The organism is Borreliella afzelii (assembly GCF_014202295.1).
GTDB lineage: Bacteria > Spirochaetota > Spirochaetia > Borreliales > Borreliaceae > Borreliella > Borreliella afzelii.
The window spans coordinates 361,293-387,133 of the sequence record NZ_JACHGM010000001.1; the positions used below are offsets into that span (position 1 = coordinate 361,293).

A 25,841-nucleotide genomic window follows, 5' to 3' on the forward strand; every position below is an offset into this window, starting at 1 on the left:
TAAAATTCAATTAACACTATTTAATAATCAATCTGTAAACTATTTTGGAAAAACCGCTTTTATGATTATAATTATTTAAGGAAAAATTATTTTTATGGATACGCAAATTTATGAACTGATTTTCTTAACTAGCTTTAGCATATTTTTAATAGTAAATTTATTTAATTTTAAAAAAGAATTTACTTATGAAGACTACTTCATAATATTCCCAGGTGCATTTTTTGTAATAACTTTATACTTCACAGAAATCAACCCATTAATGTTATATATTGGCAGTATATTCTTAATCTTTATGATAATCATCTTCTTTAAAAACATAAAAACAATAGTAAATAGAAGGAGAAGAAGAAGAAGTAGTAGTAAAAACAAGAATATAAAACAATCAAAAGGAATATTTCTTTCAATTTTGCTAAAAACAATACTTGTAATGCCTGCTATTTTAACCGTTATTATTGCAACTATTTTTTCATATTTAGCACTTTTTGTAAATTATCCCAAAGATGAAAACAATAGCTATCAAATTGGATTCATAAGAATGAAAGATCACAAAAATGATTTAAACTTATCGATTTGGTATCCTGTAAGTTCAACATTGGGCCTAAAAAAACAAAATCCATTTCTTTTATATGAATTTAATCCTTTTTTCATAAACGAAATGAATTATTTACCAAAACAGAATAGTATATATAAACAAGCCTTTATTAGCAATAACCAAAAAATATATGATTCTATTTTACTTATACTTCCTTATTATTCTCACGATTCAATGTTCAAATCCCTAATCAACAAGCTTGTTTATAAGGGAAAAATTGTTTATTTATATTCACCAAAATATAAACACATGAAAAGCTACGATTTTATTAAAAATAGCCATAAAAGTATATTCAGCTATGTAATCAACAAAAGCATTAGCTATTTAATTGAACCTGCCAATATTCTTAATGAAAAAGCTGATATTGCATCCACGGAAAATGATATTCAAAGCATTATTGAACTAGCAAAATCAAGCCAAAGTTTGAAATTTTTAAATTCAAAAATGGACCTAAATAAATTAACGTTAATTACACTGGGAAATCAAGCAAATATTGCTAATTTTATCCTTGCAAAAAACAAAAATATAACAAAGTATATCAATATAGGGGGCAAACCACAAATAATAAAAAATTTAAAAAACTTGCAACTAATTCTAAGAGAAAATGAAAAGGAACTCCATACAAAAGTTAGCAATATAAATTCTATAAAGCTAATAGACATTAATAATGTTGCAGAAATTTCTGATCTTATTTTTAGCAGAAACTATTTAAAAAGTTTTAATTTTTTAAAAAACAAAAAATTAATGCTATCAAGATTCAATTCTATAGTTACTGAAATTAATAAATTTATTGAAGAGGAAAAATAATAATGATAAAAAAATTCTTGCTATTTGCAATGATCAGCATCTTTCTAACAAATAAAGCTCATAGTAATGAAGAGGTAATCGAAATAAGTACTGAAATACAAAAAGAAAAATATATCCCCTTTTTAATAAGTAGAGGAAAAACTCAACTGGAAGACCTTGTAAAATATACTCTAGAAATAAACCCAACCCTTGACAAAAGCTATGTAAATACTATTGCTAAAACCTACATAGACGAATCTTTAATTGAAGGGATTAACTACGACATTGCCTATGCTCAAATGCTACTAGAAACAGGAGCTCTAAAATTTAATGGAATAGTCTCAAAAGAACAACACAATTTTTCAGGAATAGGCGCTACTAATAATCTTACAAAAGGAAATTCTTTTTCCAATATTAAAGAAGGAATCAAAGCTCATATTCAACATTTAAAAGCTTATGCATCAAAACAAAATATCAACTCAAATATGGTTGATCCTAGATTTTACCTTGTTAAAAGAGGATCTGCTCCAACAATATATGATTTGACTGGAAAATGGGCAAAAGACAAATTTTACGATAAAAAACTTAAAAAAATATTATTGGAACTATTAGAATATAATAATGCAAATAAAAGCTAAAAGCTCACTATATGATTTTTTAGAAGAAATATATTCAAAATACAATAAAAAAAAGTTTATACATCCTGATCCTTTAGAATTTCTATACAGGTATGAAAAAAAAGAAGACATTGAACTTGTAGGCCTAATTAGTTCTTCATTGTCACTTGGAAGGGTAGAAAAAATTTTAGAAGCAATAGAGAGAATACTTAAACCACTTGGTAAATCACCTTCTAAAAGCCTTAAGCTAGCAAATGAAAAAGACTTAAAAGAAATGTTTAAAGGATTTGTTTATAGATTTTTTAAAGAAGAAGACATTGTAAGACTACTATACACTCTCAAGATAATAAAAGAACAACATCACACACTTGAAAATCTTCTTTATAGTATTTATTATAAAAACCAAAATTTTATACTTAGTGTAGATGAATTAATAAAGCATATGGAAAAAATAAATGGAAGAGAATTTGGAATGCTGCTTCCAAAGCCTTCAAAGGGAAGTTCTTGTAAAAGACTTTTTTTATTTTTAAGATGGATGATACGCAAAGATGATGTCGATTTGGGTATTTGGAATAAATTCAATCCTAATACACTTATAGTTCCAATGGATACTCATATGACAAACATTGCCTCAAAATTATTTAAAATTAAAGAAATAAAAAACGTAAATCTTGAAAAAGCAATAAAAATTACAAGCTATTTTTCAAAAGAAAATCAAGAAGATCCTGTAAAATACGATTTCTCTTTAACCAGATTTGGAATAAATAGAGATTTTAATAAAGAAAAATTACTAAAAAATATTGATAAACTATAAAATTTTAATTACAAAACCTTTAAAATAAGAACTACTTAAATCATTAAAAAAACACTAATTTATCATAAAATAAAAAGGAGAACCTATGAATAATCTTAAAGAAAAAATAAATACTTATAGCAAACTAATTTTGGGGTCTTGGCAATTTGGAGGAGGATATTTTAAACAGGTTGAAAAAGAAACCGCCAAAAAAATATTAAAAAAAGCATATAGTCACGGGATTAGAAATATTGATACTGCAAAAGCTTATGGAAATGGAATTTCAGAAAAAATAATCGGTGAAATGATATCAAAGGATCCAACAATAAGAGAAAATATTTTAATTGCAAGTAAATGCTACCCAATAGAAATTTCAGAATATAAAAAGAATTTTAATGAAAGTCTTGAAAATTTAAAAACTGACTATATAGATATTTACTATATACACTGGCCTAAAAACGATTTTGACCTAAGACCAATCGCATCATTTCTTGAAGAAATGAGATCAAAAGAAAAAATAAAATATGTGGGTGTAAGTAATTTTGAAATATCACACATGGAAAGCATAAAAAAAGTTTGCAAAATTGACGTAAATCAAATAGGATACAATCTCTTATTTAGAAATAAAGAAAAAGATGTAATTCCTTACTGTGAAGACAACAATATTGCCACCATATCATATTCAACAATTGCTCAAGGACTCTTATCTAAACCTAATATAAAAGACAAAAGCAAATTTAATGATAATATAACAGAAAAATTGATACTTTTTAAAAAAGAAATTTGGCCTTATACTTTAAAAACCATAAATAAACTTGAAGAGATAGCTAAGAGAAATAACTTAACAATTTTAGAATTAACATATTCATGGCTTAAAAAAACAAAATTAAGTGGATTTATAGTAGGATTCAGCAAGGAAAGCTATGTAGAATCAAACTTGAATTCATTTAAAGCAGAAATCAATGACGAAGTATATAAAGAAATTACATTAATTTTAGATAAATTTAATAACCATACAAAAAATTTCCCAAATTTATTTAACAAAAAAATTTAAAACTTTATAAAAATAAATATTTCAATTAACAAGCTTAAAAAACAATAGAATTTCCTAAAATTCTAATACCTTCTACAGTTAAATGAATATTAAAAATAAATTCTATTTCAATTAATGGCAAAAGTAGGTTCGCATTACCCCCGGCAATTATCAAATTAAACTCTTTTTTATACATCTTTTTAATGTCACGATAAACACCTTCTATTAAATACTTATATTGATAAAACAAACCGCTATTTACACTCCCAGATGTAGTCCTCTCTAAAAGATTACTTGGAGTGCTAATGGAAAATTTCTTCAAAAGATAAGCATTGTCTAATAAAGAATTAAAATTTATCAAAGGACCAGAATTAATAAGACCGCCTAGTATTCCATCCTGCCTACTAACAGCAAAAATAGTACAAGCTGTCCCAAGATCTACTACCAAAACATTTTCAAATGAATAATTTTCAATGGCAGCAACAAGATTAGCAAAAACGTCTGAACCTAACAAAAATTTACCACTTTTGTAAGGATTAAATGTTAAATCATAATTTAAATCAAAACTAATAAACAAGGGTTTTATCTTAAAAAAAGAAAAAATGACATTTTCAAATATTCCATTAAGAATAGGAACAACACTACTTATAAAAACTTGATTTACATTAAAATCAAAATTTTCTTTAAAAAAACTAAAAACCTCATCATGCCTTAACATAAGGTTTGTTTTCATTTTAACAAATAGGTTAATTTTATTGTATTTAAATGAGGCAAAAGCAATGCTAGTATTTCCAATATCAATTATCAATTCTGATAATAAAGGCTTATTCATAAATATTTATTTTTTGCGCAATTTTGTCAAATCTTAATAAAAGATTAAGGGTCTTTTTTTTCTTAGGCGTTGCTTTAATAACCAAAATTTTACTCAAAGGATAATACCTCCAACCATCAGAATATGTGTAAAACTTATAATCTGTAAACCAATCAATTTCTCTAAATCTAACTAAAGTTGGGTTTAAAATATTCCCAAAAAATATATAGCTTGAACAATTAATTTCCTGATCAAAATCAACTATAACTTTGGTATCAGTAACTTCACGATTCAAAGCCTTAGACGCAGAATATATCCATCTGTTAGATCCATTCTTAACAATAAAGATAAATTGAGGCATGTATTGATTATCAATAATATCAGAATAATAGCTTTCATAAGGAATTCCTTTGGCATAATCACTCATTAAAGAATAATAAATCACATTAAATGAAAGCTTTAATATTAAATTATCTTTCAAATAAGATGCTATTCTTTTAAGAACCCCAGCAATCTTTAATGCATACTCAACAACATCAGATGAATTATTATTATTTAAAATATATACTTTTCCTTCGTCTGTAACATCAAATAAAGTGAATATAAATTTATAAAGCTCCTTTTTAAAAGTTGAATAAATAAAATCATCATTGCTAATCTTAAGAAAAGTAAGATAATTAGAGAGAATGTTATAGGTTTGGCTAAAATCAAATTTAGAACTTAATATTTTTTTAGGATCTTTGAGAAGATTTAAAGCATCGTTTAATTTAGAACCGTTTTCTGATAAAAAAATTTTTTCCAAAAGACGAGAATCCTCTTTTAAATAAACCATAAGTTTGTCTTTCTCAAGAGAATCAATAAAAGTTTTATTTCTTGATAAATAAGAAAAAAATTTGTCGATTTGATCTGAATTAGAATAATAATTTAAACTTAAATAAGTAAGTTTATGTTCATTTTTAGCTAATAAAGAATCTAATTTTAAAAATATTGATTCGTGATTTCCTCTAATCAAAGATTCTGCTAAAAAGCAAACCATTAGATTTTCATCAAAGTTATAAGTACCATATTTAAGCCATCCTCCCTTGGAAACATTAAAATTAACAGGATTGTTCCAAGAATCATAAGCACTTTGTCTAAAATTATTTAAAGTATCATTAAAAATTTTATTATCCACCTCTTTAATTTTTGAATGCATAATAGAATAATCTAAGATATTACTTTGATTGCCCTCTATAATGGAATTTGGAATACTTTTCTTTGGTGAATCGATATAAATAGCATTACCAATTCTAAATGTTGCTTGAGGAGAAATTAAAATATCTTTTTCTCTTATTTTTACATTTTCTCCTAAAAAAACTTTATATTCTAAATTTTCTCCTTGTCTTATTGAAATATTAGGCTTATCTAATAAAACTTCATAGTGCTCTTCAACTTCATAGCTTAACAAAAAACTCTTAGAAAGATTTGATTCAATGCTAAAATTATTTTCTGAATCAAACAAAAATCCTAGAAAAATATTATTCTCAAAATAAACATAAATACCTGCGTCTTGCACTTTATAAGAGATGGGTAAAAGATTTAATTCTGTTTCTAAAACAACAAGCGGATTAAGTTTGGACAAAAGTATCCTAAGTCCCCTAACATTAACAACAATATCATTTAAAATATATTCACTATTTTCAACCTTATTATTTACTTCTAATTTTACATCTTTTAAAAAAAAAATATTTAAGTTTAAATTCCTAAATTGTAAAAAAATAACGACAAATAATGTTAAAGCACCAAGCAATAAATTAAAAGCTCCTGCCCTTAAAAACCCTTTCATATGATGATTCTAATCATAAAAAATCAAAATATCAATATTGATTGCATAAAAACAAAAAAAATAATAAAATGTATAGGTTGGCTAGTTGAATAGGAGTAAAATATATGAAAATTCCTAAAAATTATATTCCAGGAACAAATCCTTATAAGTCTCTACCTAAAAAACCTGTTATTGAAAACAAGAAAAAAATTACTAAAAAACAAGAACAAATTAATTCAGAAATTATGAAATCTCAAGAGCGTATTTTAAAGTTATATATGAGACGCCTGCAAAAAAAAGATCAAATAACTCTTCAAAATTTTATTCTAGAAGGGCATAAGGTTGGTTCCAAAATTTTCAACAATTTGCCAAAAACACTAAAAGAAATAATAACTTTAATGAACATAGAATCGTTAAAAGTGCTAAAAAAAAATACAAAAAATCCAATTAAAATACTTTACATAAAATTTTCAAGCTGGACCTTAAACAAGCTAATCAAAACGCTCAACATTGAATCTAATAACAATAAAACTGCAAAACATAAATAATAATTTTCAAATTCTTTTAAAATCCCTTACTTATTAATTTTTTTATTTGCTACTTTTCTTACAGTGTCTATTGTTGATTTATTATCAGAATAAATAAAAAAATCTTTCAAGGACCATCTTTTATGATTATTAGGCTCTAAAATGTACATTGAATCTAAGATATCTAATGTCATTTTATTGCCACAATAAAATTCACCAACCATGCCTAATTTACTCCCAATAGCTAAACACGCTGCAATATCCCAAAGTCCAACAAAAGAAAAATAAGCCTTATAAGAACCTGTAAAAAGTTTGGCAAAAGAATAAACACAAGAGCCATTACTATGAATATGAGAAGAAACATTAAGATTAAATGACCTTATAATAGACTTTGAAACTGCAAGCAAACTTTGGATATTATAGGGTTCAGAATTGGCAAAAATAAACTTATTAAAATCCTTTCTTAAAGGATAGCTACCAATGTTTTTTTTAGCATAAAATACACTATCGTTAGAAGTAATAAAAAACTCACCGCTTAAAGGAAGAGAAATAGCACCTTCACTAATTTTACCACCACTAGCACACGCTAGTGATATTCCATATGAAGGAAGGCCTGCTGCAAAAGAAGAAGTTCCATCAATCGGATCAATAATAAAAGTATTCTCTGAGATTAACGCATTTTTAATATACTCTTCTGTATAAGTAGATATTGTCTCTTCCCCAATAACAAAATTACCAGACTTTTTAATTTCTTTGAATAAGAATTGCTCAATCTGCTTATCAACCTGAGTTACAATAGATCCATCAGATTTAAAATCTACACTTAATTTAGAACAACCACTTAATGCAAGCCTAGTTGACTCATTTAACAAAAATATAATTTTTTCGAAATCCCAATCCATTTTTATCTCGATTCTTTAACTAAGCATAGTATAAAAATAATAAATATCCATACTCACATTTTTTTATTCTCAATCTCATAGACTCCATTAAATAGTAAAAAATGAGAAAATTTATCAAACACAAATTCTTTTTCCTCCACAGATACATATAGTTCCCAATTTCAAGAGCAATGTCCTTTGATTTAAGTTTCAAAATCCTATTAGAATTAAAACAATAGCTAAAGTGAAGCTTAGATTAAATTTCATATTTCTAATTTTCATATTCAAACCCTCATACCATAATGTAATACACATATCACTTCTAAATTCAATAAATAATTATTAACATAATTTAATACTTCAAAAGAACTTATGTTGTACCAACCGTCATAACATAAAAATTAATAATATTGATACATTAAGCAACAAAAAAGTGGCTCCATACCATGACCAGATATTCTATTAAATAGATTTTAAATACTTTTGTTGTTATCAATCTTTAATTCACTTCTTTTTAATAAAATTTTTAATTTTAGCATCCAATCTTAAAAAATACAGACTCTTTAAACAATAATCAATTTTCTCTTCAACAAATGCTTTAACAATATTATTGTCGTCTATTTTAAATACAACAATAATGAATATCTTTTCTAAAAGAATATTCCTTTTAAAAAACTTGAACAACACTTTAATAGATTAAAAACTAAATTAATTTCATTTTTAAAAATTAAATACCCTATAATTTTTCACTATAAACAACATTGTGAGATTGAAATTCTATTACTTTTTAAAATTGTAATGTTTTTATCCTTAAACATATTAAATAACATTAAATCTCTAATTTTCTCCGTAAAAATCCGTAAAAAATATTATCAATAAAATTTTTTAAAAAAGAGAATTTAAAAAACTAAGCCTTACCCATAATTTCAAACCATATTATTTAAAATAGGAATTGAAAGTTCAAAACCAAAAGTTTTTTTAGAAACTTTAACTATAGGAGCTCCTTGTCTTCTTTTGTATTCATTTTTAAAATAAAGATTTAAAACTTTATCAACTATACTTTTTTCAAAATAAAGATAAATTGAATCTACAGATTCATTGTCAATTAAATATCTATTTAAAATAATATCAAGAACTTCATATTTTGGAAGATAATCACTATCTTTTTGATCAAACCTTAACTCAGCTGAAGGCTCTTTTAAAATAATATTAATAGGAATAATACATTGGTCAAACTTTGCATTAATGTACTTTACAAGATCATAAACCTCCGTCTTAAAAAGATCTCCAATCAAAGCAAGCCCCCCACAAGTATCCCCATAAAGAGTACAATAACCAACCGCAATCTCGCTTTTATTGCCAGTATTTAAAAGTAAAGAATTTTGAGAATTACTATAAGACATTAATAAAAGCCCCCTTAACCGAGCTTGTAAATTTTCTCCAGTAACGCCTTTAACATCAAAATGGGATTCAAAAGATCTACTACTTGCCTCAAACAGATCTTTTATTGGCATTTCAATTAATTTAAACCCTAATTTTCTAGAAAGCTCTTTAGCATCAGAAATAGAACCTTCTGATGAAAATTTACTGGGCATGGAAATTCCAACAACATTCTCAGCGCCCAAAGCAAAACATGCAAGACACGCAACAAGAGCAGAATCAATACCCCCAGATAACCCCAAATGCACTTTAGAAAATCCCGAAAAACAAACATATTCTCTTAAAACAAGAGATATTGCTAAAATAATTTTTTCAAAAAGCTCATTACATGTATCAAATTTTAAATCTTGAAATGAATCATTAGATATGAAATCAAACTCAAATCCTTTAGCTTGTTTTAGCTTACCAAAGCTATTAATAAAAAAACTACACCCATCATAAACTGCAGAATCTTCAGCTCCATAAAAATTTGAATAAACAATATCCAGATTATTCTCAACAGCAACTCTTTCAAAGAATTTTAACCTAAGATTATTCTTTTCCTTAGTGAAATAAGATTTGGATGGTATTATTAAATACTGAGCCTTTTTTAAATTCTCGCCAAATTTGGGAATTAATTCTTTAAAAAGCAAAGCATCCTCAAAATTTAATACAGCAAATACATTCTCCTTATAAGTAAAAAACCCGGGTGAATTGCATTGTGATACAGTTAGAATAACTTTATGATCACTGATGACAGAAATAATATCTACAAATTTGCCATCCTTATAAACACTGTGCCCAAAAATAATTAAAGTTCTATCATCAACCTGTTCTCTTATAAATTCAATGCACTTACATATATTTTGAGAATATTTAGAATGCCCAAACAACTCGCTATACTTAGTATGATCTAAAAACATAGAAGGAAAAACTAAAACGTCTGAACCCCTTAACAAGGCTTCATTATAATTAATTTTAAAATCTTCAAGACATTTATCAAAATCTAAACCTCTATATTTCGTTTGAGCAATACTTATTTTCATAGGTAAATGATAAGCAATAATACATTAAATTACAACAAAAAAAATTAATGGCTTTGCAACCAATACTCACCCATATTTTAATAACACCTTAAAATTAAGGATATCTATCAACACACTAAAACAAACAAAATCAAAAAATGATATTGAAAACATTCTGATAAATAAAAAAATTAAAATTTTTTTATTTTGACAAAAAAATACACACCAACATTTTGCTAAATAGAAATCTGTATCAATACAACACTATTACTAAAAGCTTAAGAAAAATATATATCTTGCAAATGCTCAAAATGAATCAATTTTAGTAAATTTCAAGAAAGAAAAAAATTTGTAAAATATTTTTTTTAAAGATAAAATGCTTTATCAAAGGAGGAAAAATGGAAAAAAAAGAAACTAAAAACGAAACTGAAAAAACCAACAAGCAAGATAACAAAAATACAAAATCTCAAAAAAAAGAAAACTTGAATTTGGTAAATTCTGATAAAAAAATTACCGAACTTGAAAATGAAATCTCCAATCTTAAAGATTTGTATTTAAGAAAACAAGCAGAATTTGAAAACTTCAGAAAAAGATTAGAAAAAGAAAAAGATAATTTTGTTAAATTTGCAAATGAAACCATAATGAAAGATGTTGTTAATTTTCTTGATAACCTAGAGAGGGCTATTAACTCTTCAAAAAAATCTAAAGATTTTGACAACCTATTAACAGGAATCAGTATGATTGAAAATGAAATACTATCAATCTTTGATAAAAAATATAATTTAAAAAAATTTGGAGAAAATGGCGAAAATTTTGATCCAAGCCGTCATGAAGCAATAAGCATTGAAGAGAAAGAAGATCTTAAAAATCCAGAAATAGTAGAAGTATACCAAAAAGGATATTGCTACAACGACAGAATATTAAGAACAGCAAAAGTTAAAGTTGCTCAAAGTAAAAATTAATTAGAAAAGAGGAGGTTTATAATATGGGCAAAATAATAGGTATTGACCTAGGCACAACAAATTCATGCGTAGCTATAATGGAGCATGGAAAACCAGTCGTAATACAAAATTCAGAGGGAGGAAGAACTACTCCATCTATTGTTGCCTACACAAATAAAGGCGAAAGGCTTGTGGGGCAAGTCGCAAAAAACCAAATGGTTACAAACCCCGAAAACACAATTTATTCTATTAAAAGATTTATGGGAAGAAGATTTGAAGAGGTTGCAAGCGAAATAAAAATGGTTCCTTATAAAATAGAAAAGGGACTAAATGGCGATGCACGAGTAAACATTTCTAATATAAAAAAGCAAATGTCGCCGCCTGAGATCTCAGCAGCAACTCTTACAAAAATGAAAGAAACAGCAGAAGCTTACTTAGGTGAAAAAGTTACAGAAGCTGTCATTACAGTTCCTGCTTACTTTAACGATGCTCAAAGACAAGCTACAAAAGATGCTGGTAAAATAGCAGGCCTTGAAGTGAAAAGAATTGTTAACGAACCAACTGCTGCTGCTCTTGCTTATGGAATTGAAAAAAAACACGAAGAGATTGTTGCTGTTTACGATCTTGGTGGGGGAACATTTGACATTTCAATATTGGAACTTGGAGATGGTGTTTTTGAAGTAAAGTCAACCAATGGAGATACACATCTTGGAGGTGACAATTTTGATGATGAGATAATAAAGCATTTAATTTCGGAATTCAAAAAAGAAAGCGCTATTGATTTATCAAACGATAAAATGGCTCTTCAAAGACTAAAAGAGGCAGCTGAAAAAGCTAAAATAGAACTTTCAGGCGCTCAAGAAGCTTCAATAAATCTTCCATTTATTACAGCAGATGCAAACGGTCCAAAACACTTACAATATACTCTAACAAGAGCAAAATTCGAACAAATGGTAGACCATTTAGTTCAAAAAACAAAAGAACCATGCCTTAAAGCTATTAAAGATGCTGGACTTAAAGCTTCTGACATTAATGAAGTAATACTTGTAGGCGGATCAACAAGAATTCCTGCTATTCAAAAAATTGTAAAAGATATATTCGGACAAGATCCTAACAAAGGAGTAAATCCAGATGAAGCTGTAGCAATTGGAGCTGCTATTCAGGGTGGTATTTTAACCGGAGAAACTAAAGATATGGTACTCCTTGACGTTACTCCACTCTCACTAGGAATAGAAACGCTAGGTGGTGTAATGACCAAACTTATTGAAAGAAACACTACAATTCCTACAAAAAAAAGTCAAGTATTCTCAACAGCCGCTGACAATCAAACCTCTGTTGATATTAAGGTTCTTCAAGGTGAACGTGAAATGGCAGCACAAAATAGAATACTTGGTAATTTTATACTTGATGGAATACCAGCAGCACCAAGAGGAGTGCCTCAAATTGAAGTTAGCTTTGACATTGACGCTAATGGAATAGTTCACGTGTCTGCAAAAGATATGGGAACAGGCAAAGAACAAAAAATTAGAATTGAATCATCATCAGGACTTTCTGAATCAGAAATAGATCGCATGGTAAAAGATGCAGAAGCTCATGCAGAAGAAGATAAAAAATTAAAAGAAAATATTGAGGCAAAAAATACAGCTAATTCTTTAATTTATCAAACAGAAAAATCATTAAAAGAATATTCTGAAAAAATTTCAATCGAAGACAAAGAAACTATTGAAAATAAAATAAAAGAATTAAAAGAAAGTCTTGAAAAAGAAGACATTTCACTTATAAAATCTAAAACAGAAGAACTTCAAAAAGCTTCTTACAAGATAGCTGAGATGATGTATAAAGATTCTTCCCAGCAAAATGCAAGCAACCAACAAGAAAATGGTACTCAAAACAATACAAGCGAAGAAGGCAAAGAGGCTGATTACGAAGTTGTTGACGAGGATAAAAAATAGTGAAAAAAGATTATTATGAAATTTTGGGGCTCTCAAAAGGAGCCTCAAAAGATGAAATAAAAAAAGCTTATAGAAAAATAGCAATTAAATACCACCCTGATAGAAATCAAGGGAATGAAGAGGCTGCTTCTATCTTTAAAGAAGCTACTCAAGCTTACGAAGTTTTAATAGATGATAATAAAAAAGCCAAATACGACAGATTTGGGCACTCCGCTTTCGAAGGGGGAGGATTTGAAGGATTTTCAGGTGGATTTAGTGGATTTTCAGACATCTTTGAAGATTTTGGTGATATTTTTGATTCATTTTTCACTGGAAACAAAGGACAAGAAAAAAATAGAAAACATGCAAAAGGTGAAGACGTAGGATATAACATAGAAATATCTCTTGAAAATGCATACTTTGGTTACAAAAACGATATAAACATAACAAGACAAATACTCTGCCATTCTTGTTTTGGAAAAAAATCTGAAAAAGGTACAAGTCCTTCAATATGTAACATGTGTAACGGCAGCGGAAGAGTAGTACAAGGTGGAGGATTTTTCAGGGTTACAACAACATGTTCTAAATGTTACGGTGAAGGTAAAATAATATCAAACCCTTGTAAATCTTGTAAAGGAAAAGGAAGCCTTGCAAAACAAGAAACTATTCAATTAAACATTCCTTCAGGCATTGATAATAACCAACAAATAAAAATGAAAGGCAAAGGAAATGTTAATCCAGACAACCAAGAATATGGTGATCTTTATGTAAAAATATTAATAAGATCTCATAAAATATTTAAAAGAAATGGTAAAGATCTCTACGCAATGCTTCCAATAAGCTTTACTCAAGCAGCCCTTGGAAAAGAAGTAAGAATAAAAACAATTGCTTCAAAAGAGATTAAAATACAAATTCCAAAAGGAATAGAAAATGAAGAACAAATTTTAATTAAAAACGCAGGAATGCCAATTCTTCAAACCGAAAAGTTTGGAAACTTAATATTAATCACCAAAATAAAAACACCTAAAAATTTAAATTCTAATGCTATCAAACTTTTTGAAAACTTGAGCAAAGAATTAAGAGATGGCGATGAAATAGATTTACTCAAAGTATAATATGTATATAACTCATGCCAATTCAATAATTGAAAGCATAAAAAACAATAAAGGATTTGAACTTTATATATCAAAAAAAAGTTCAAAAACTAAAGAAATTGAAAAATTGGCTAAAACACAAAATATAAAAATAACAAAAATCAGTATAAATGAGCTTGACAAAATTCTAAAAAACAAAGATCATAGAGGATTTGCATTAAAATTAAAAGTTGAAAAAAATAAAAATGTAAAAACACAAACCAAAGATTTTGAAAACTTGCTAGAAACATTTAAAAAAAAAGAAAATGTTTTCATTTTACTTTTAGACGAAATAGAAGACCCCCAAAACTTCGGAGCAATCCTTCGAACAGCAGAACAGTTTAGTATAGATCTTGTAATTACTACTCAAAAACATAGTGCAAAAGACAATTCAACGGTTTTGCGCACCAGCTCTGGTGCAAGTCAATATGTAAAAAAAATAACAGTGACAAACATAAACAATACAATAAATTTTTTAAAAAAACATGGATTTTGGATATACACTGGTGATATTAAAGGGCAAGATATAAACAAAATCAAAATAAACGACAAAAAAATTGCACTTATTTTAGGAAATGAAGGAAAAGGTGTTCACAAGCTAACAAAACAAAATTCCGATTTTTTAATAAGAATTCCAACTAGTGGCAAAATAGACTCACTTAATGTTTCTGTATCTGCTGGCATTTTAATCTTTGAAATCAAAAGGCAATTAAATCTACTCTAAAACATTAAATTGAATAAAAACTATTTTAAAAAATTCCCCAACTCAACAGACGCAATAAATCCCTCAGCAGCAGCAGTAATGGCTTGAGCATAAAGTTTATTACTAACATCTCCACACGAAAAAACACCATCAACACTTGTTTTAACAACGTCTTTAGTTATAATAAACCCTTCTTCATCTAAATCCAAAAACCCTTTTAAAAATTCTGTATTCGGCTTATAACCAACAGCCATAAATACAGCATTCACTTCTAATTTATAAACAATATTATCTTTTTTATTAAAAATTTTAACCGAAGAAATAGAAGATTTTCCATCTACTTCTGTGGCCTCTGAATTATACAAAATTTCAATATTCGGCAACTTTGCAACATTATCTCTTAACATAGCAATAGCTCTAAGATAATCTTTTCTTACAAGAACATAAACCTTATCCGCTAATTTGCTTAAATAAATTGCTTCTGAAAGAGCAGTATTTCCTCCACCAATTACTGCAACCCTTTTCCCTTTATAAAGATGTCCATCACAAATAGCACAAACCGAAATACCCTTATTCCAAAATAAATCCGAATTTTTAAGAGATTCAAGTTTTTTGGGTTTTGATCCAACGGCAATAATTACAGCTTTACTTTTATAAACATAATTTTCTGTATAAAGGTAAAAAATACTATTTCTTTTTTTTATAGAAAAAACAGTTTCGAGAAAAGTTTTAGCTCCAAGATTTACTACTTGCTCTCTCATATTTAACATCAAATCTCTACCACTTATTCCATTTTTAAAGCCTGGATAATTGTAAACCTCTGTGGTTGTAGTAAGCTGTCCTCCAGGTTCAGGGCCTTCTAAAATAGTAGCTTTATAATTGCTCATAACAGAATAAATCCCAGCTGTTAATCCAGCCGGACCAGATCCTACAATTATTACATCTTCAATAAAATCTACCTCTTTTTGAGATAAATTTTCCTTTTGAGTAAGATTTATATCAATGGTTTCAAATTCCAACATATAAATTTTAAGCCTCCCTTAAAAATTTCAATGCAAATCTTAGTGTTGCTAGAATTAATATTAAATACTTAAGATCGACTCATAAGCTTATTGATATTAACCTCAAAAACAGAGCATGGAATAAAAATACCAAAATTATTTAAAACATAAGGTGAAATTTCACCAAAGCTACCTATATTAAAGTCTTTAAGAAAAATATCCGCTCCCCTACCATTAATATAAAAATTGGCTTGTGATTCTTTTAAATTAATCTCAATATTTAAATAATAAAAAAGCGTTGCAACAATTGAATTAATCTCATTAAAAGAAATTTCTTTGCCAGACATTAAAAAAGCTAAATTGGTAAAAGTGCTTGTTCCTTCAATAGTAGTATTCAAATTCTTTAAAGCTATCTTACCAACCTCAAAAATTTTATGCGGATAAGGGAAATTAGAACTAACACTTTCTGATTTTAATAAATTGGGAATTATTGATGCCCTAATATATTCATAATTCTCTGTCATTGGATTAGATACTTTTAAAAAGTTTTGATCACTAATATTCATTCTATCAATAAAATCTTTCTTAGAACCCATATAATTATAAATCATCTCTTGAAATCCCATACCCACCATTAAATTTCTAATATCCCTTGAAAACTCTTCTAAAGCACTAAGCCTTCCCACTGCAAAAGCCTTAGGAAGCTCTGGATGAAAACTTGCAAGACCTTCCCCTATCATCACATCTTCAATCACATCAACCTCATGAAGAAAGTCGTTTCTATAAAAAGGTGGGATAACATAATTTTTCAAATCTCTAGAGTAAGAATTTACTCCCATTTTTTTTAAACTAAGGCAAATACGCTCTAATGTTAAATTACTTCCAAGCAGCCTATTAACATTTTTTACATTAAACTCTACTTCTTCTTGGAAATAATAAGGGCATACTAATTCTTCAAAATCTAAACCAAAAGGCTTTTTAAACACAGTTTTTACCGGCAAAATTTCAAAACCCATATCATAAAAATCACAAGCTACTACAGATAACGCTAACAAAGTTGCTTCAAAATCAATCCCCGTAACCTCAACAAATATATCAGTATCACCAACCTTTAAAGATCCGATATTATTAGAATTAATTATTGGAGGATAAGAGACTACATTATTATTATCATCCAATAATAACGGATACTTATCAAAATTTTTGATAATATGGGAATATTCCAATCCTTTGGGATGCTTCTCATTTATTTCTAAAAGAGAAAGCTCACAATCCATTCCCAAGGGAACAAACTTATGATTAGGAGATGAAGCAACATAACTTATTGGAAATTTAATAAAATTAGAATTATACATCCCCATTGCAACTCTTTTCCTCTTTTGTCCATAACTTTGACAAAGCTTTTCTTGAAATTGAATTAGTGCCTCAAGCATTCTATCATTAATAATCAATCCCTTTGCTAAAAATCCAAAAATAAACGGTCTGATTTGAGACATTTTATTATCCACTAAAATTTCACCATAACACTTTTTAAAGTCTCCTTTTTTTGAAAAAAAATCATAACAAGGCATTTTTCCAAAAAAATACGTTTTTATTTGACGAGCAAGTCCAGTATAGGACCACAAATCTGGCCTATTTGTATCATTAAATTCTATTTTGATTTTTCCTGAATTTTCATCAAACCCATCAAATTCCGCTTTAAATGGTTCAAGCAATTCTGAAATCTCTGAATTTGTAAAATTTTTTCCTACTTTATCTAAAAAAAGATTTTTATAAATTTCTACTTTTGGCATCTTATCTTTCCTCGCCTTAGAATAACATCACCAATATCATAAGTAAAAAGATCTCTTAAATCATTTAGACCTAAGTGCATTAAAGCCATTCTATCTATTCCAATCCCCCAAGCAATAACAGGAAGATCAATGCCTAAAGGCTTTGTAACTTCTGGCCTAAAAATTCCACTTCCTCCAAGTTCAAACCAGCCAAGAACAGGATGTTTTACATGTATTTCAATCGAAGGTTCGGTAAAGGGGAAATATGCAGGAACATATTTAACTTCTGTAGCACCTGCAAACTCTTTGGCAAAAATTTCAAGAAGGCCTAACAAAGTTTTAATGTTAACGTTATCCTCAATAACAATCCCCTCAGTTTGATAAAAATCAACTCCGTGAGTTGCATCTACTTGATCATATCTAAAACATCTAAGAACTCCAAAATATCTGCTTGGGTTTTTAGCATTAATTAACTGTTTTGCAGAAAGAACAGTACCTTGAGTTCTTAAAACTAATCTCTTAGAAAGATCCTCACTAAAACTATATCTCCAACCTCTTGAACCTGTTGCATATCCTGATTCATGAGCTAATTTTACATTAGAAAAGTAAGGTTCAGGTAAGGATTTTTGCATGCTAGGATCTGAAATGTAATAAACATCTTTAATGTCACGAGAAGGATGAAATTGAGGCATAAAAAGAGCATCGTTGTTGAAAAATTCTGTTTCTACTAAAGGCCCATCAAACTCTTCAAAACCAAGGCCAACTAATTTGTCTTTAATTTTAGAAATATAATCTAAATAAGAATTAAAGCGCCCAATAAAAGTTTTAGCTGATGGAATATGAATATTATAAGCTCTAAATTTTTTATTCTCATACGTTTTATTTTTTAAAATTTCGGGAGTAAGCTTAGTAAGCTCATCTCCTGTCAATTTGCTTTTCATTAAAAAATTTTTTACTTCTAAGCCAAAATCAGATAATCTAAACTTTAAATCAAACTTTTCTATTATTTTAAAAAATACAGAATCTGCTCCTTTTTTCTTAGCAAAATTTGATATTAATAAAAGCTCTTCAGTTGTCAAACTTTCTCTAAGAAGATCACTACTTTTTGCTCTTTCTAACAAGACACGTATTTTTTGATAATTAGCCTCTATACCATCTGAACAATTTATAATAACCTGTTTATTTAAATCAAGAGAAAGAATGCCCTCTTTTAATAAATTGCCAAACGCTTTTCTCACTTCTTTGAGATCAAGCTCAAGCTCTAATGCTAAATTTGAAGCCAAAACTGTCTTTCGAGATACTAGATTTATTATTTTTTCCTCAACAAACCCATCTTTTAAAACACTAAGGCCCTTTTCTGTTGCTTTATAAAATACATTTAATTTCCTATAAGTCTCTATAATAATCCTTTTAGAATTTAACCATTCAATTGTTTTATTTGCCTGGCCTTCATTAAACCCTAATTTTTCAATAATAATTGAAGAAGAAATATTATCCTCTTCTTTATTATTTAAAATAACTTTAATCTCAAGAGGATGTAATGTTTTTATTAAATTTAAATCTGCCTTCATAAATATAACCTTTAATCACCCTTGTTGCTTATACCAAGTTCTAAAATAAGCTCAACTTCTCCAATAGATAATTTAGTAGCTCTAGAAATTTCTTCAGCGCTCCATCCTTGCCTCATTAATTTTATTACAGAATTCCTAACAGTTTTATTATTAAGACCAACATTATCTTGATATTTAGAATCTGTTTTGACAAGAATGCCAAGAGTTTTTATTCTCTCTTCTGCTGCAATATTTAAATTCTCTAACCTTGTCTCAGATTTCACCACCTTCTCTCTCATAGTTAAAGTGTTTTTCAACCTATTTTCAATATCTAAGAGCATTTCCTTTAAATTCTGAGCATTAACCATCACTTCTTCAGACAACCCTTTGTTTAATAAGAGATTAGAAACAACATTTTCCATGTCTTTAAGATTGTTCTGAAACTCAGTGCTCTCTTTACTTAAAGTATTAAATCTTTTCTCCACTTCATTTATTAAATCAAAGTTTTTATCAACGGACTCTATAGTACTCTTTAATATACTCTCTTTGTTGCTAATTCTTTCATAATTATCAAGAATGGTTCTCTGCTCAACAGATATCTCTTTTATTTTAGCTTTATAAATTTGCATTTCATCATAAGATTCAACTAAACTCTTATATCTACTATCAAATGAAGAATAAAATTCAAAAAATTTATTTAAATCATTCTTAATAGCTTGAATAGATTCATGTTCTAACTTTAAATCATTAAAGGTTTCAATAATACCTAATGTTTCTTTTTGAATATTATAGAATTCTTTGTTAACGTTTTCAAAATTATTTTTATATTCCTGAGCAAGATCTATCTCATTTTTTAAAGTTTCCCATAATTTCTCTAACTTATCCTTAAGAGAATAGGCCTCTAAAAATATTGAATTATTTTTTTCAAGCTCAGCATCTAGTTTTTTAAAATTTTCAATTTGAAAATTTAATTTATCATAACTATCTTCAAATTCTTTTCTCAAATCGGATTTATATTCAACCAGATTGTCTTTAATGTCACTAATAAATTTATTAAATGTAATATCACAATTTAATATTTTAGATTCAAGTTCTAAAACATTAGTATCAACTTCTTTTAATAATTCTTTATGATTTTTTTTGAATTCAACCTCAAACTTATCAATTTGTTCTTGTAAGTCATTCTTTACGGATTCAATCTCCAACGTTGAATGTTTTAAACTTTTTTTAAGCTCGTCCTCAAGTAAACCGAACTCTGATTTTATAGATTTAGAAAAAGAACTATATTCATTCTCAATTGATGTCTCAATATTACTTCTGTATAAACTAATTTTTTCAGAAAATTCTGAAATATTTTTATGCATTAATTCAATTTGACCTTCAAAGCTTTCTTTATCACTAGAAATTACATCAACCATTTCCCGCCTTACTTTATCAAGATTAGAAGATAAAGTTGTAAATTCTTGCTCCAATTTTTGATTAAGCTCAAAAATCCTATCTTCAAGATTCTTTTGCTGAGTTAAAAATTTCACTTCTGCCTGAGTCAAGATATCTTCAGTTTTCTTATTAACCTTTTCGTCTATCTTTTCTACTTTAAAATCAACAAATCTTTCAAGATCTAAAACTTTAAGATTTAATGATTCACCAATATTTTTAAAATCAAGATGAACTGATTGTTCAATTTTTTTAGCCTCGCTTTGCAAATTGCTAAAAATCTCTTCAGCCTTAACTTCAAAACCATCTTTAAAAGATTCTAAACCAATTTTAACATTAAGAATATCATTCTCAAATGATTTAATTCCAAGTTCAGCAAGATTTATTTTCTTCTCTATTGTACTATAAGATTTTTCTTGCCAATTTTTTACATCATCTTTAATATTTAAAAACCAAGAATCAATAATATTTTGCCTGTTATTTACAAAATCAATAAATTCATCTACTCTCCCAGTAATATTGGTTTCCATTAAGGCTATCTCACTCTCCATATCTTTTTTTTTGGAAGAAAATTCCTTAGTAAAATCCAAATAAAAATTTTCTTTATCATTTTTCATTTTTTGTTCAATATCTAAGTGAAAGCTTTGAATAAGTTCTGTCTTGTTTTCCAAATTTTTAGACAAATCATATTCTAAATTTTGAATTTTATCATTATATGAAGCAACAAAGTTTTCCAAAGAATATTTAAGCTCTTCGCCTCTAATTTTCAAATCTTTAAAAAAATCTTCTTCTAATAGTTTAAGATGTGATGAAACATTGTGATAAGACTCTTCTTTTAATCTAATAACATCCTTTTCAACATTATTTAAATCAGACTCAAGATTTTTAAGATTTTTTAATTGAGATTCAAGTTCAAAAATCATCTCTTTATTTGAATGCTTAAACTCTTCACTTAAAGTTGTAATATAAGAATTTAATCTCTCTAAAAATTCATCATACATATCAGCATACTTTTTCTCAAGCTCATCATATTGACTTGAAGCTAAATTATCAATGGCTTTAATTTTGTTGTCAATTTTACTCTCTAAATTCAATTGCCCTTCATTGCACCTTTCTTCAAGTTCAATATACTTAAGATTAAAATCATTGGCTATTTTATCAATACACCCATTCACTTTGTCATTCAAATTTTTCTCTATGCTATCAAAAGTATTTTCAATTGATTTTAAAGAATCAATTCTCTTATGAATTTCATTTTCATACTTTATAATGTCATCATCAATCAAAGTGTTTGCCTTTTTTATACAAACTTCAAAATGATTTTTTATATCCTCTTCAACACTTACCTTAATCTCTCCAAATTGAGAATTTATAACACCGTAACAATCCTGAATTTTATCTCGCAATTCTTTTTCAAACTCTAAAATATCTTTTGATCTTTGTTCTATTATCTCAAAATTATGATCCATTTCAGCAATCTTAATCTGCAAATTTTCATCATTAATTGTAAGTGTTTTATAGATCTCATCTCTAATTTTTGAAATAGCTCCCTCACTTTCAATTAAAAATGTAGAATATCTCTCTTCAAAATTACTCTCAATAAGTTTAAATCTTTCCTTATAAAGATCATTTAAAAACTCAGATTTACTCTCAATATTATTTTTAAGATCATTTGTTATCTCTCCAAATCTCTCTTTTGCTTGCATAATATCACTATCAATAGTTCTCCTATAATCAATTGCTTCTTCTAATCTAGATTTATAATACTGTTCGATCTCTTTAACAAACTCACTAATTTTTGTCTCTCCATCATCTGTTAGATCTTTAACTTTCAATTCAAATTTTTCAACCTGATATTTTGACACATCAAAAGATTCCTTAAGTTTTTGAAGATTTTCATCCATACCTTTGCTAAGACTATCCATTCTATCTGTTAATCTTCTATTTAGATTTTCAATCTCATGCATTATTTCATTTTCAAGTTTGCTAGAAATATTTTCTGAATACCCTCTGTAATTAGATATCACTTCATTATATTTTTCATTAATTTCTTTGTTTATATCATTAAACTTTACACTAAGAGAATCAAGAGTAATATCTATATTAGCCTGAAAAGAAGCAATATCAGTTCTTTTATCCTGCAATAAACTATCAACCTCTTTAACAAATTCCTCTGAATTATTTAAAACTACAGCAAACTTTTTTGACAAATTTTCCTCAAGTTCTCTAGTCTCTTTATTAAAATGGTTCATTATATCCTGTAAAAGCTCATCAGAATATATAGCACCCTGATTTCTAAATTCATCTATTTTCTCAAGATAATAACTCTCAAGACTTTCTATGGAAAATTTAAGCTCTTTGATTTTTGTAGTTACTTCAGAATCTATTAAATCCAAATCTACCTTGCCTGAAGACAATAAATTTTCAATTTTAACAGTTATTTCGTTTAATTTGCTTTGCCAATCACTAAGCTTAATGTCTACTTCATTGTTAATTGAATCTTTCCTATTTAAAATATCTTTGGAAATTCTATCTAAAAAATCATCAATTTGCTTTTGATTGTCTGATTTTATATCAGAGACAATTTGTAGTTTTGACTCAATAAATTCATTAAGATCAGATTTAAAATTATTTAAAACATCTTCTGATTCAATCTTGAAATCTTTTAATTTATAATCACATTCTTCAATCTTACTTATAACAAAATTATTCTTATCATCAAATTTTTTGTTTAAATCCTCAAGCATAAATACACTTTTATCTTTAATTATTTCTGTTTGTCTATTAATAAATTCTTTAATTTCTAATATAGCTTCATCACTTTGTGAATATGACATATCCTTTAATTCTTTATATTTTTCTATAACTAAACTCTCAATATCACCTGTTTTTAACAAAACATATTCCATTCTATCGTTAATATCTTTTTCTAGATTTTCTATTTTTAAAGTAGCAGATGAAAGTAGCTCTTCACTAGAGATCTTAATATCAAGCAAAGATTTATTTAAAGCAATAAGCTCATCTTTCCAACTACCATGCATATCAATAGCTTTTTTTTGAATATGATCAGAAAGATCATTAAAAACACTCTCACTAAGCTCTATTCCTTTGTCTTTTTGAATCTGAATTAAACTTAAAAATTCTTCATTTGTTTTATTTATTTGAGATTCAATATTTTTTAAATTAGAATCCATTTCACTTTGCCACTTTGAATATTGGAGCTTACTTTCTTCTAGCTGACTAACAAAAATATTTACCTCATCGTAATAACGATCCTTAAACTCTATTATATTTTTACCAATTTCATCTTTAATGTTAATTAAACTAGTATTAAAATCTCGCTTTAAAATCTCTTGGTTTTCTTCTAACATATTACACAAAGATCCAATTTCATTTTCTAATTTTTTGTTTAAATCTTGAAATTCTTGATAATTATTAATCGCTTCTTGAGAGAATGTGTCAAATTTTTTACCATAAATTAAAGAAAAATCATCCATTTCTGCCGTTAATTTATCTGTAAAGACTTTATATTTAGATTCCATTTGATCTTCAAATTTAGAGCTGCTAGAATCCAAAGATTCAAAAAGAGCTGTGTACTTAGCATTTATACTATCACTTAAATTTGAATAATTATTATTAAATTTGCCACCAATTTCTTCAAAATTAGAAATCAAATTATCATTAAGCTTAATAAGCTTGTCTTGAATATTTGAATCAACATCTAAAAGTTGAGATTCTAATTGCATTTTAAGTTGATTAATATCATCCTTAAAACTTCCACTAAATACTTTAATATCTTCTTCAAACTTATTTTTAAATTCAAGATATATTTTATTAGAATCATCTTCAAGCCTCTTCATAAGATCGATAGCACCTACTTGAACGCTTTCCATTTTAGAATTCAAATCTAACAAACCAAGTTCTACCCTTTCTTTAATGTTCTTATCAACTTGGTTTATTTTATCTTCATAATCTTCATAAATATTTTTAAGATTTAATTCAACTTGAGATCTAAATTTATCAAAAACATCATCAACCTGCTCCTCATATTTTCCCATCTCTATTCGTATTGATTCTTCAAGTGAATTAATTCTTGAATAAACATTGTCCTTAAAAGAAGAGCTCATAGAAGAAATTTCATCATCTACTAAAATCAACTTATCCTCAAGTTTATCTTGAATTTCCTTAGAACGATCATCAACGTATGTAAAGATATCCTTAAATTTATTTTGCAATTCTTCATTTAGTCTATTTAAAATAAAATCTTCTTTCTCATTAATTTTATTCTTTACGCTCTCCATAATAAGCTCTATAGAATTTTCTATTAACTTATATTTGTCTTCATAAAAACCAAAAGAATTTTCTATCTCTTTATTATATTTAACAATATTAAATTCAACTTTTTCAAGAAAATCGTTAAATTCTAAATCTAATTTCTCATTACCCTTAACTAAAATATCCTTTTTTCTCTCTTCAATATTTGCTAAATCTTTTTCATAAAGATCAATCTCTTTATTCAAATTGTCCATTTTAAAAACAAGGTCTTTAATATTAGTATCAAACTTTTCCCAACTAGCAATTTTAATAGACTCGAGATTTTCCTTATTGGTCTTGTCAAATTTTTCTAACACCGAATTTAAATTTGATTCAACCGAATCAATTTGAGTATTAAATCCTTTTAAAGTTTTTGAAAGTTTATCTACTATTTTCCCATCAACTTGCAATCTTTCTATATTCTCTTGAACTTTAAAGGTCATCTCATCAAGATCCTTAAGCATAGAATCATGATAAGCTATCTTTTTTTCAACCTCTGCAAAATCATTGCTTTTGTTTTTAATCTTTTGCTGAACTTCCTCAATCTTTTTTATTATTTCTATGCTAGATCTTTGATAAGCTTCCATATCAACAGCAAGATCATTAATCTCTTTTGTCTTATCTTCAATAAAATCTTCAAGATTAACCTTTGTAAGGTCAATGAACTTTTTAATTTTATCTAAAGCTCTAGAACGTTTATCATATTGCCTATAAACAAACAAAACTATTGAAACCAAAAAAAGGTTAACTAAAATAGTCGCAAAATCTATCATA

The 25,841-nt window shown here is 27.2% G+C and carries 17 protein-coding genes; 9 read left to right on the forward strand and 8 right to left on the reverse strand.

What is annotated here, in order from left to right:
* Positions 1–94 precede the first annotated feature (94 nt).
* The 4 genes from HNP63_RS01625 to HNP63_RS01640 all read left to right on the forward strand — a co-directional run bounded on the left by HNP63_RS01625 (position 95) and on the right by HNP63_RS01640 (position 3,842).
* Positions 95–1,399, forward strand: a complete 1,305-nt coding sequence (locus HNP63_RS01625) for a hypothetical protein (RefSeq protein ID WP_183227058.1) — start codon at positions 95–97, stop codon at positions 1,397–1,399.
* A gap of 2 nt (positions 1,400–1,401) precedes the next feature.
* Positions 1,402–2,016 carry a glucosaminidase domain-containing protein gene (locus HNP63_RS01630; protein ID WP_004789425.1) on the forward strand — a complete coding sequence of 205 codons (615 nt, stop codon included), beginning with the start codon at positions 1,402–1,404 and terminating at the stop codon, positions 2,014–2,016.
* Positions 2,000–2,809: a TIGR02757 family protein gene (locus HNP63_RS01635; RefSeq protein WP_004789511.1), complete on the forward strand. Its 810-nt coding sequence runs from the start codon at positions 2,000–2,002 to the stop codon at positions 2,807–2,809. The genes HNP63_RS01630 and HNP63_RS01635 overlap by 17 nt, the downstream gene beginning before the upstream one ends.
* An 85-nt stretch (positions 2,810–2,894) precedes the next feature.
* Positions 2,895–3,842: an aldo/keto reductase gene (locus tag HNP63_RS01640; RefSeq protein WP_004789484.1), complete on the forward strand. Its 948-nt coding sequence runs from the start codon at positions 2,895–2,897 to the stop codon at positions 3,840–3,842.
* A 34-nt stretch (positions 3,843–3,876) separates the two neighbouring features.
* Here HNP63_RS01640 and HNP63_RS01645 read toward each other — a convergent pair whose 3' ends face one another.
* Entirely contained in the window at positions 3,877–4,653 is a 777-nt protein-coding gene (locus tag HNP63_RS01645; protein ID WP_048830620.1) for a type III pantothenate kinase, read from the reverse strand.
* Positions 4,646–6,457, reverse strand: a complete 1,812-nt coding sequence (locus tag HNP63_RS01650) for a hypothetical protein (RefSeq protein WP_183227059.1) — start codon at positions 6,455–6,457, stop codon at positions 4,646–4,648. The genes HNP63_RS01645 and HNP63_RS01650 overlap by 8 nt, the downstream gene beginning before the upstream one ends.
* Positions 6,458–6,561: 104 nt before the next feature.
* On the opposite strand from HNP63_RS01650, the gene HNP63_RS01655 reads away from it, so the two are divergent.
* Positions 6,562–6,984 carry a hypothetical protein gene (locus HNP63_RS01655; RefSeq protein ID WP_011601069.1) on the forward strand — a complete coding sequence of 141 codons (423 nt, stop codon included), beginning with the start codon at positions 6,562–6,564 and terminating at the stop codon, positions 6,982–6,984.
* 26 nt (positions 6,985–7,010) lie between these two features.
* Here HNP63_RS01655 and HNP63_RS01660 read toward each other — a convergent pair whose 3' ends face one another.
* Together HNP63_RS01660 and nadE are read right to left on the reverse strand one after the other, a co-directional pair.
* Positions 7,011–7,865, reverse strand: a complete 855-nt coding sequence (locus HNP63_RS01660) for an inositol monophosphatase family protein (protein WP_004790065.1) — start codon at positions 7,863–7,865, stop codon at positions 7,011–7,013.
* Positions 7,866–8,770: 905 nt separating this feature from the next.
* A complete protein-coding gene (gene nadE, locus HNP63_RS01665; RefSeq protein WP_011601066.1) occupies positions 8,771–10,309 on the reverse strand; it encodes an NAD(+) synthase in 1,539 nt (512 codons plus the stop codon).
* 377 nt (positions 10,310–10,686) lie between these two features.
* Here nadE and grpE point away from each other — a divergent pair, with 377 nt between their 5' ends.
* Genes grpE through rlmB form a run of 4 tightly spaced genes read left to right on the forward strand, consistent with a single transcriptional unit; the run spans position 10,687 to position 15,017 of the window.
* Complete coding sequence (grpE, locus tag HNP63_RS01670; protein WP_004789941.1) at positions 10,687–11,250, forward strand: nucleotide exchange factor GrpE; 564 nt, start codon at positions 10,687–10,689, stop codon at positions 11,248–11,250.
* A 23-nt stretch (positions 11,251–11,273) separates the two neighbouring features.
* Complete coding sequence (dnaK, locus tag HNP63_RS01675; RefSeq protein WP_004789842.1) at positions 11,274–13,181, forward strand: molecular chaperone DnaK; 1,908 nt, start codon at positions 11,274–11,276, stop codon at positions 13,179–13,181.
* Positions 13,181–14,275: a molecular chaperone DnaJ gene (gene dnaJ / locus HNP63_RS01680; RefSeq protein ID WP_004789554.1), complete on the forward strand. Its 1,095-nt coding sequence runs from the start codon at positions 13,181–13,183 to the stop codon at positions 14,273–14,275. The genes dnaK and dnaJ overlap by 1 nt, the downstream gene beginning before the upstream one ends.
* Position 14,276: 1 nt before the next feature.
* The gene (gene rlmB / locus HNP63_RS01685) at positions 14,277–15,017 is read left to right on the forward strand and encodes a 23S rRNA (guanosine(2251)-2'-O)-methyltransferase RlmB (protein ID WP_011601064.1); all 741 of its coding nucleotides are present in this window, start codon (positions 14,277–14,279) and stop codon (positions 15,015–15,017) included.
* A gap of 20 nt (positions 15,018–15,037) precedes the next feature.
* Here the strand turns inward: rlmB and trxB are convergent, their stop codons facing one another.
* The 4 genes from trxB to HNP63_RS01705 all read right to left on the reverse strand — a co-directional run bounded on the left by trxB (position 15,038) and on the right by HNP63_RS01705 (position 25,840).
* Positions 15,038–16,018 carry a thioredoxin-disulfide reductase gene (gene trxB, locus HNP63_RS01690; protein ID WP_011601063.1) on the reverse strand — a complete coding sequence of 327 codons (981 nt, stop codon included), beginning with the start codon at positions 16,016–16,018 and terminating at the stop codon, positions 15,038–15,040.
* A gap of 68 nt (positions 16,019–16,086) precedes the next feature.
* Positions 16,087–17,790 (reverse strand): phenylalanine--tRNA ligase subunit beta, encoded by a 1,704-nt coding sequence (gene pheT / locus HNP63_RS01695; protein WP_183227061.1) that lies wholly within the window; start codon positions 17,788–17,790, stop codon positions 16,087–16,089.
* Positions 17,778–19,340 carry a phenylalanine--tRNA ligase subunit alpha gene (pheS, locus tag HNP63_RS01700; RefSeq protein ID WP_011601061.1) on the reverse strand — a complete coding sequence of 521 codons (1,563 nt, stop codon included), beginning with the start codon at positions 19,338–19,340 and terminating at the stop codon, positions 17,778–17,780. Before pheS ends, pheT begins: the two co-directional genes overlap by 13 nt.
* Positions 19,341–19,351: 11 nt before the next feature.
* Complete coding sequence (locus HNP63_RS01705) at positions 19,352–25,840, reverse strand: SpiroCoCo family coiled-coil protein (RefSeq protein ID WP_183227064.1); 6,489 nt, start codon at positions 25,838–25,840, stop codon at positions 19,352–19,354.
* Position 25,841: the final 1 nt, after the last annotated feature.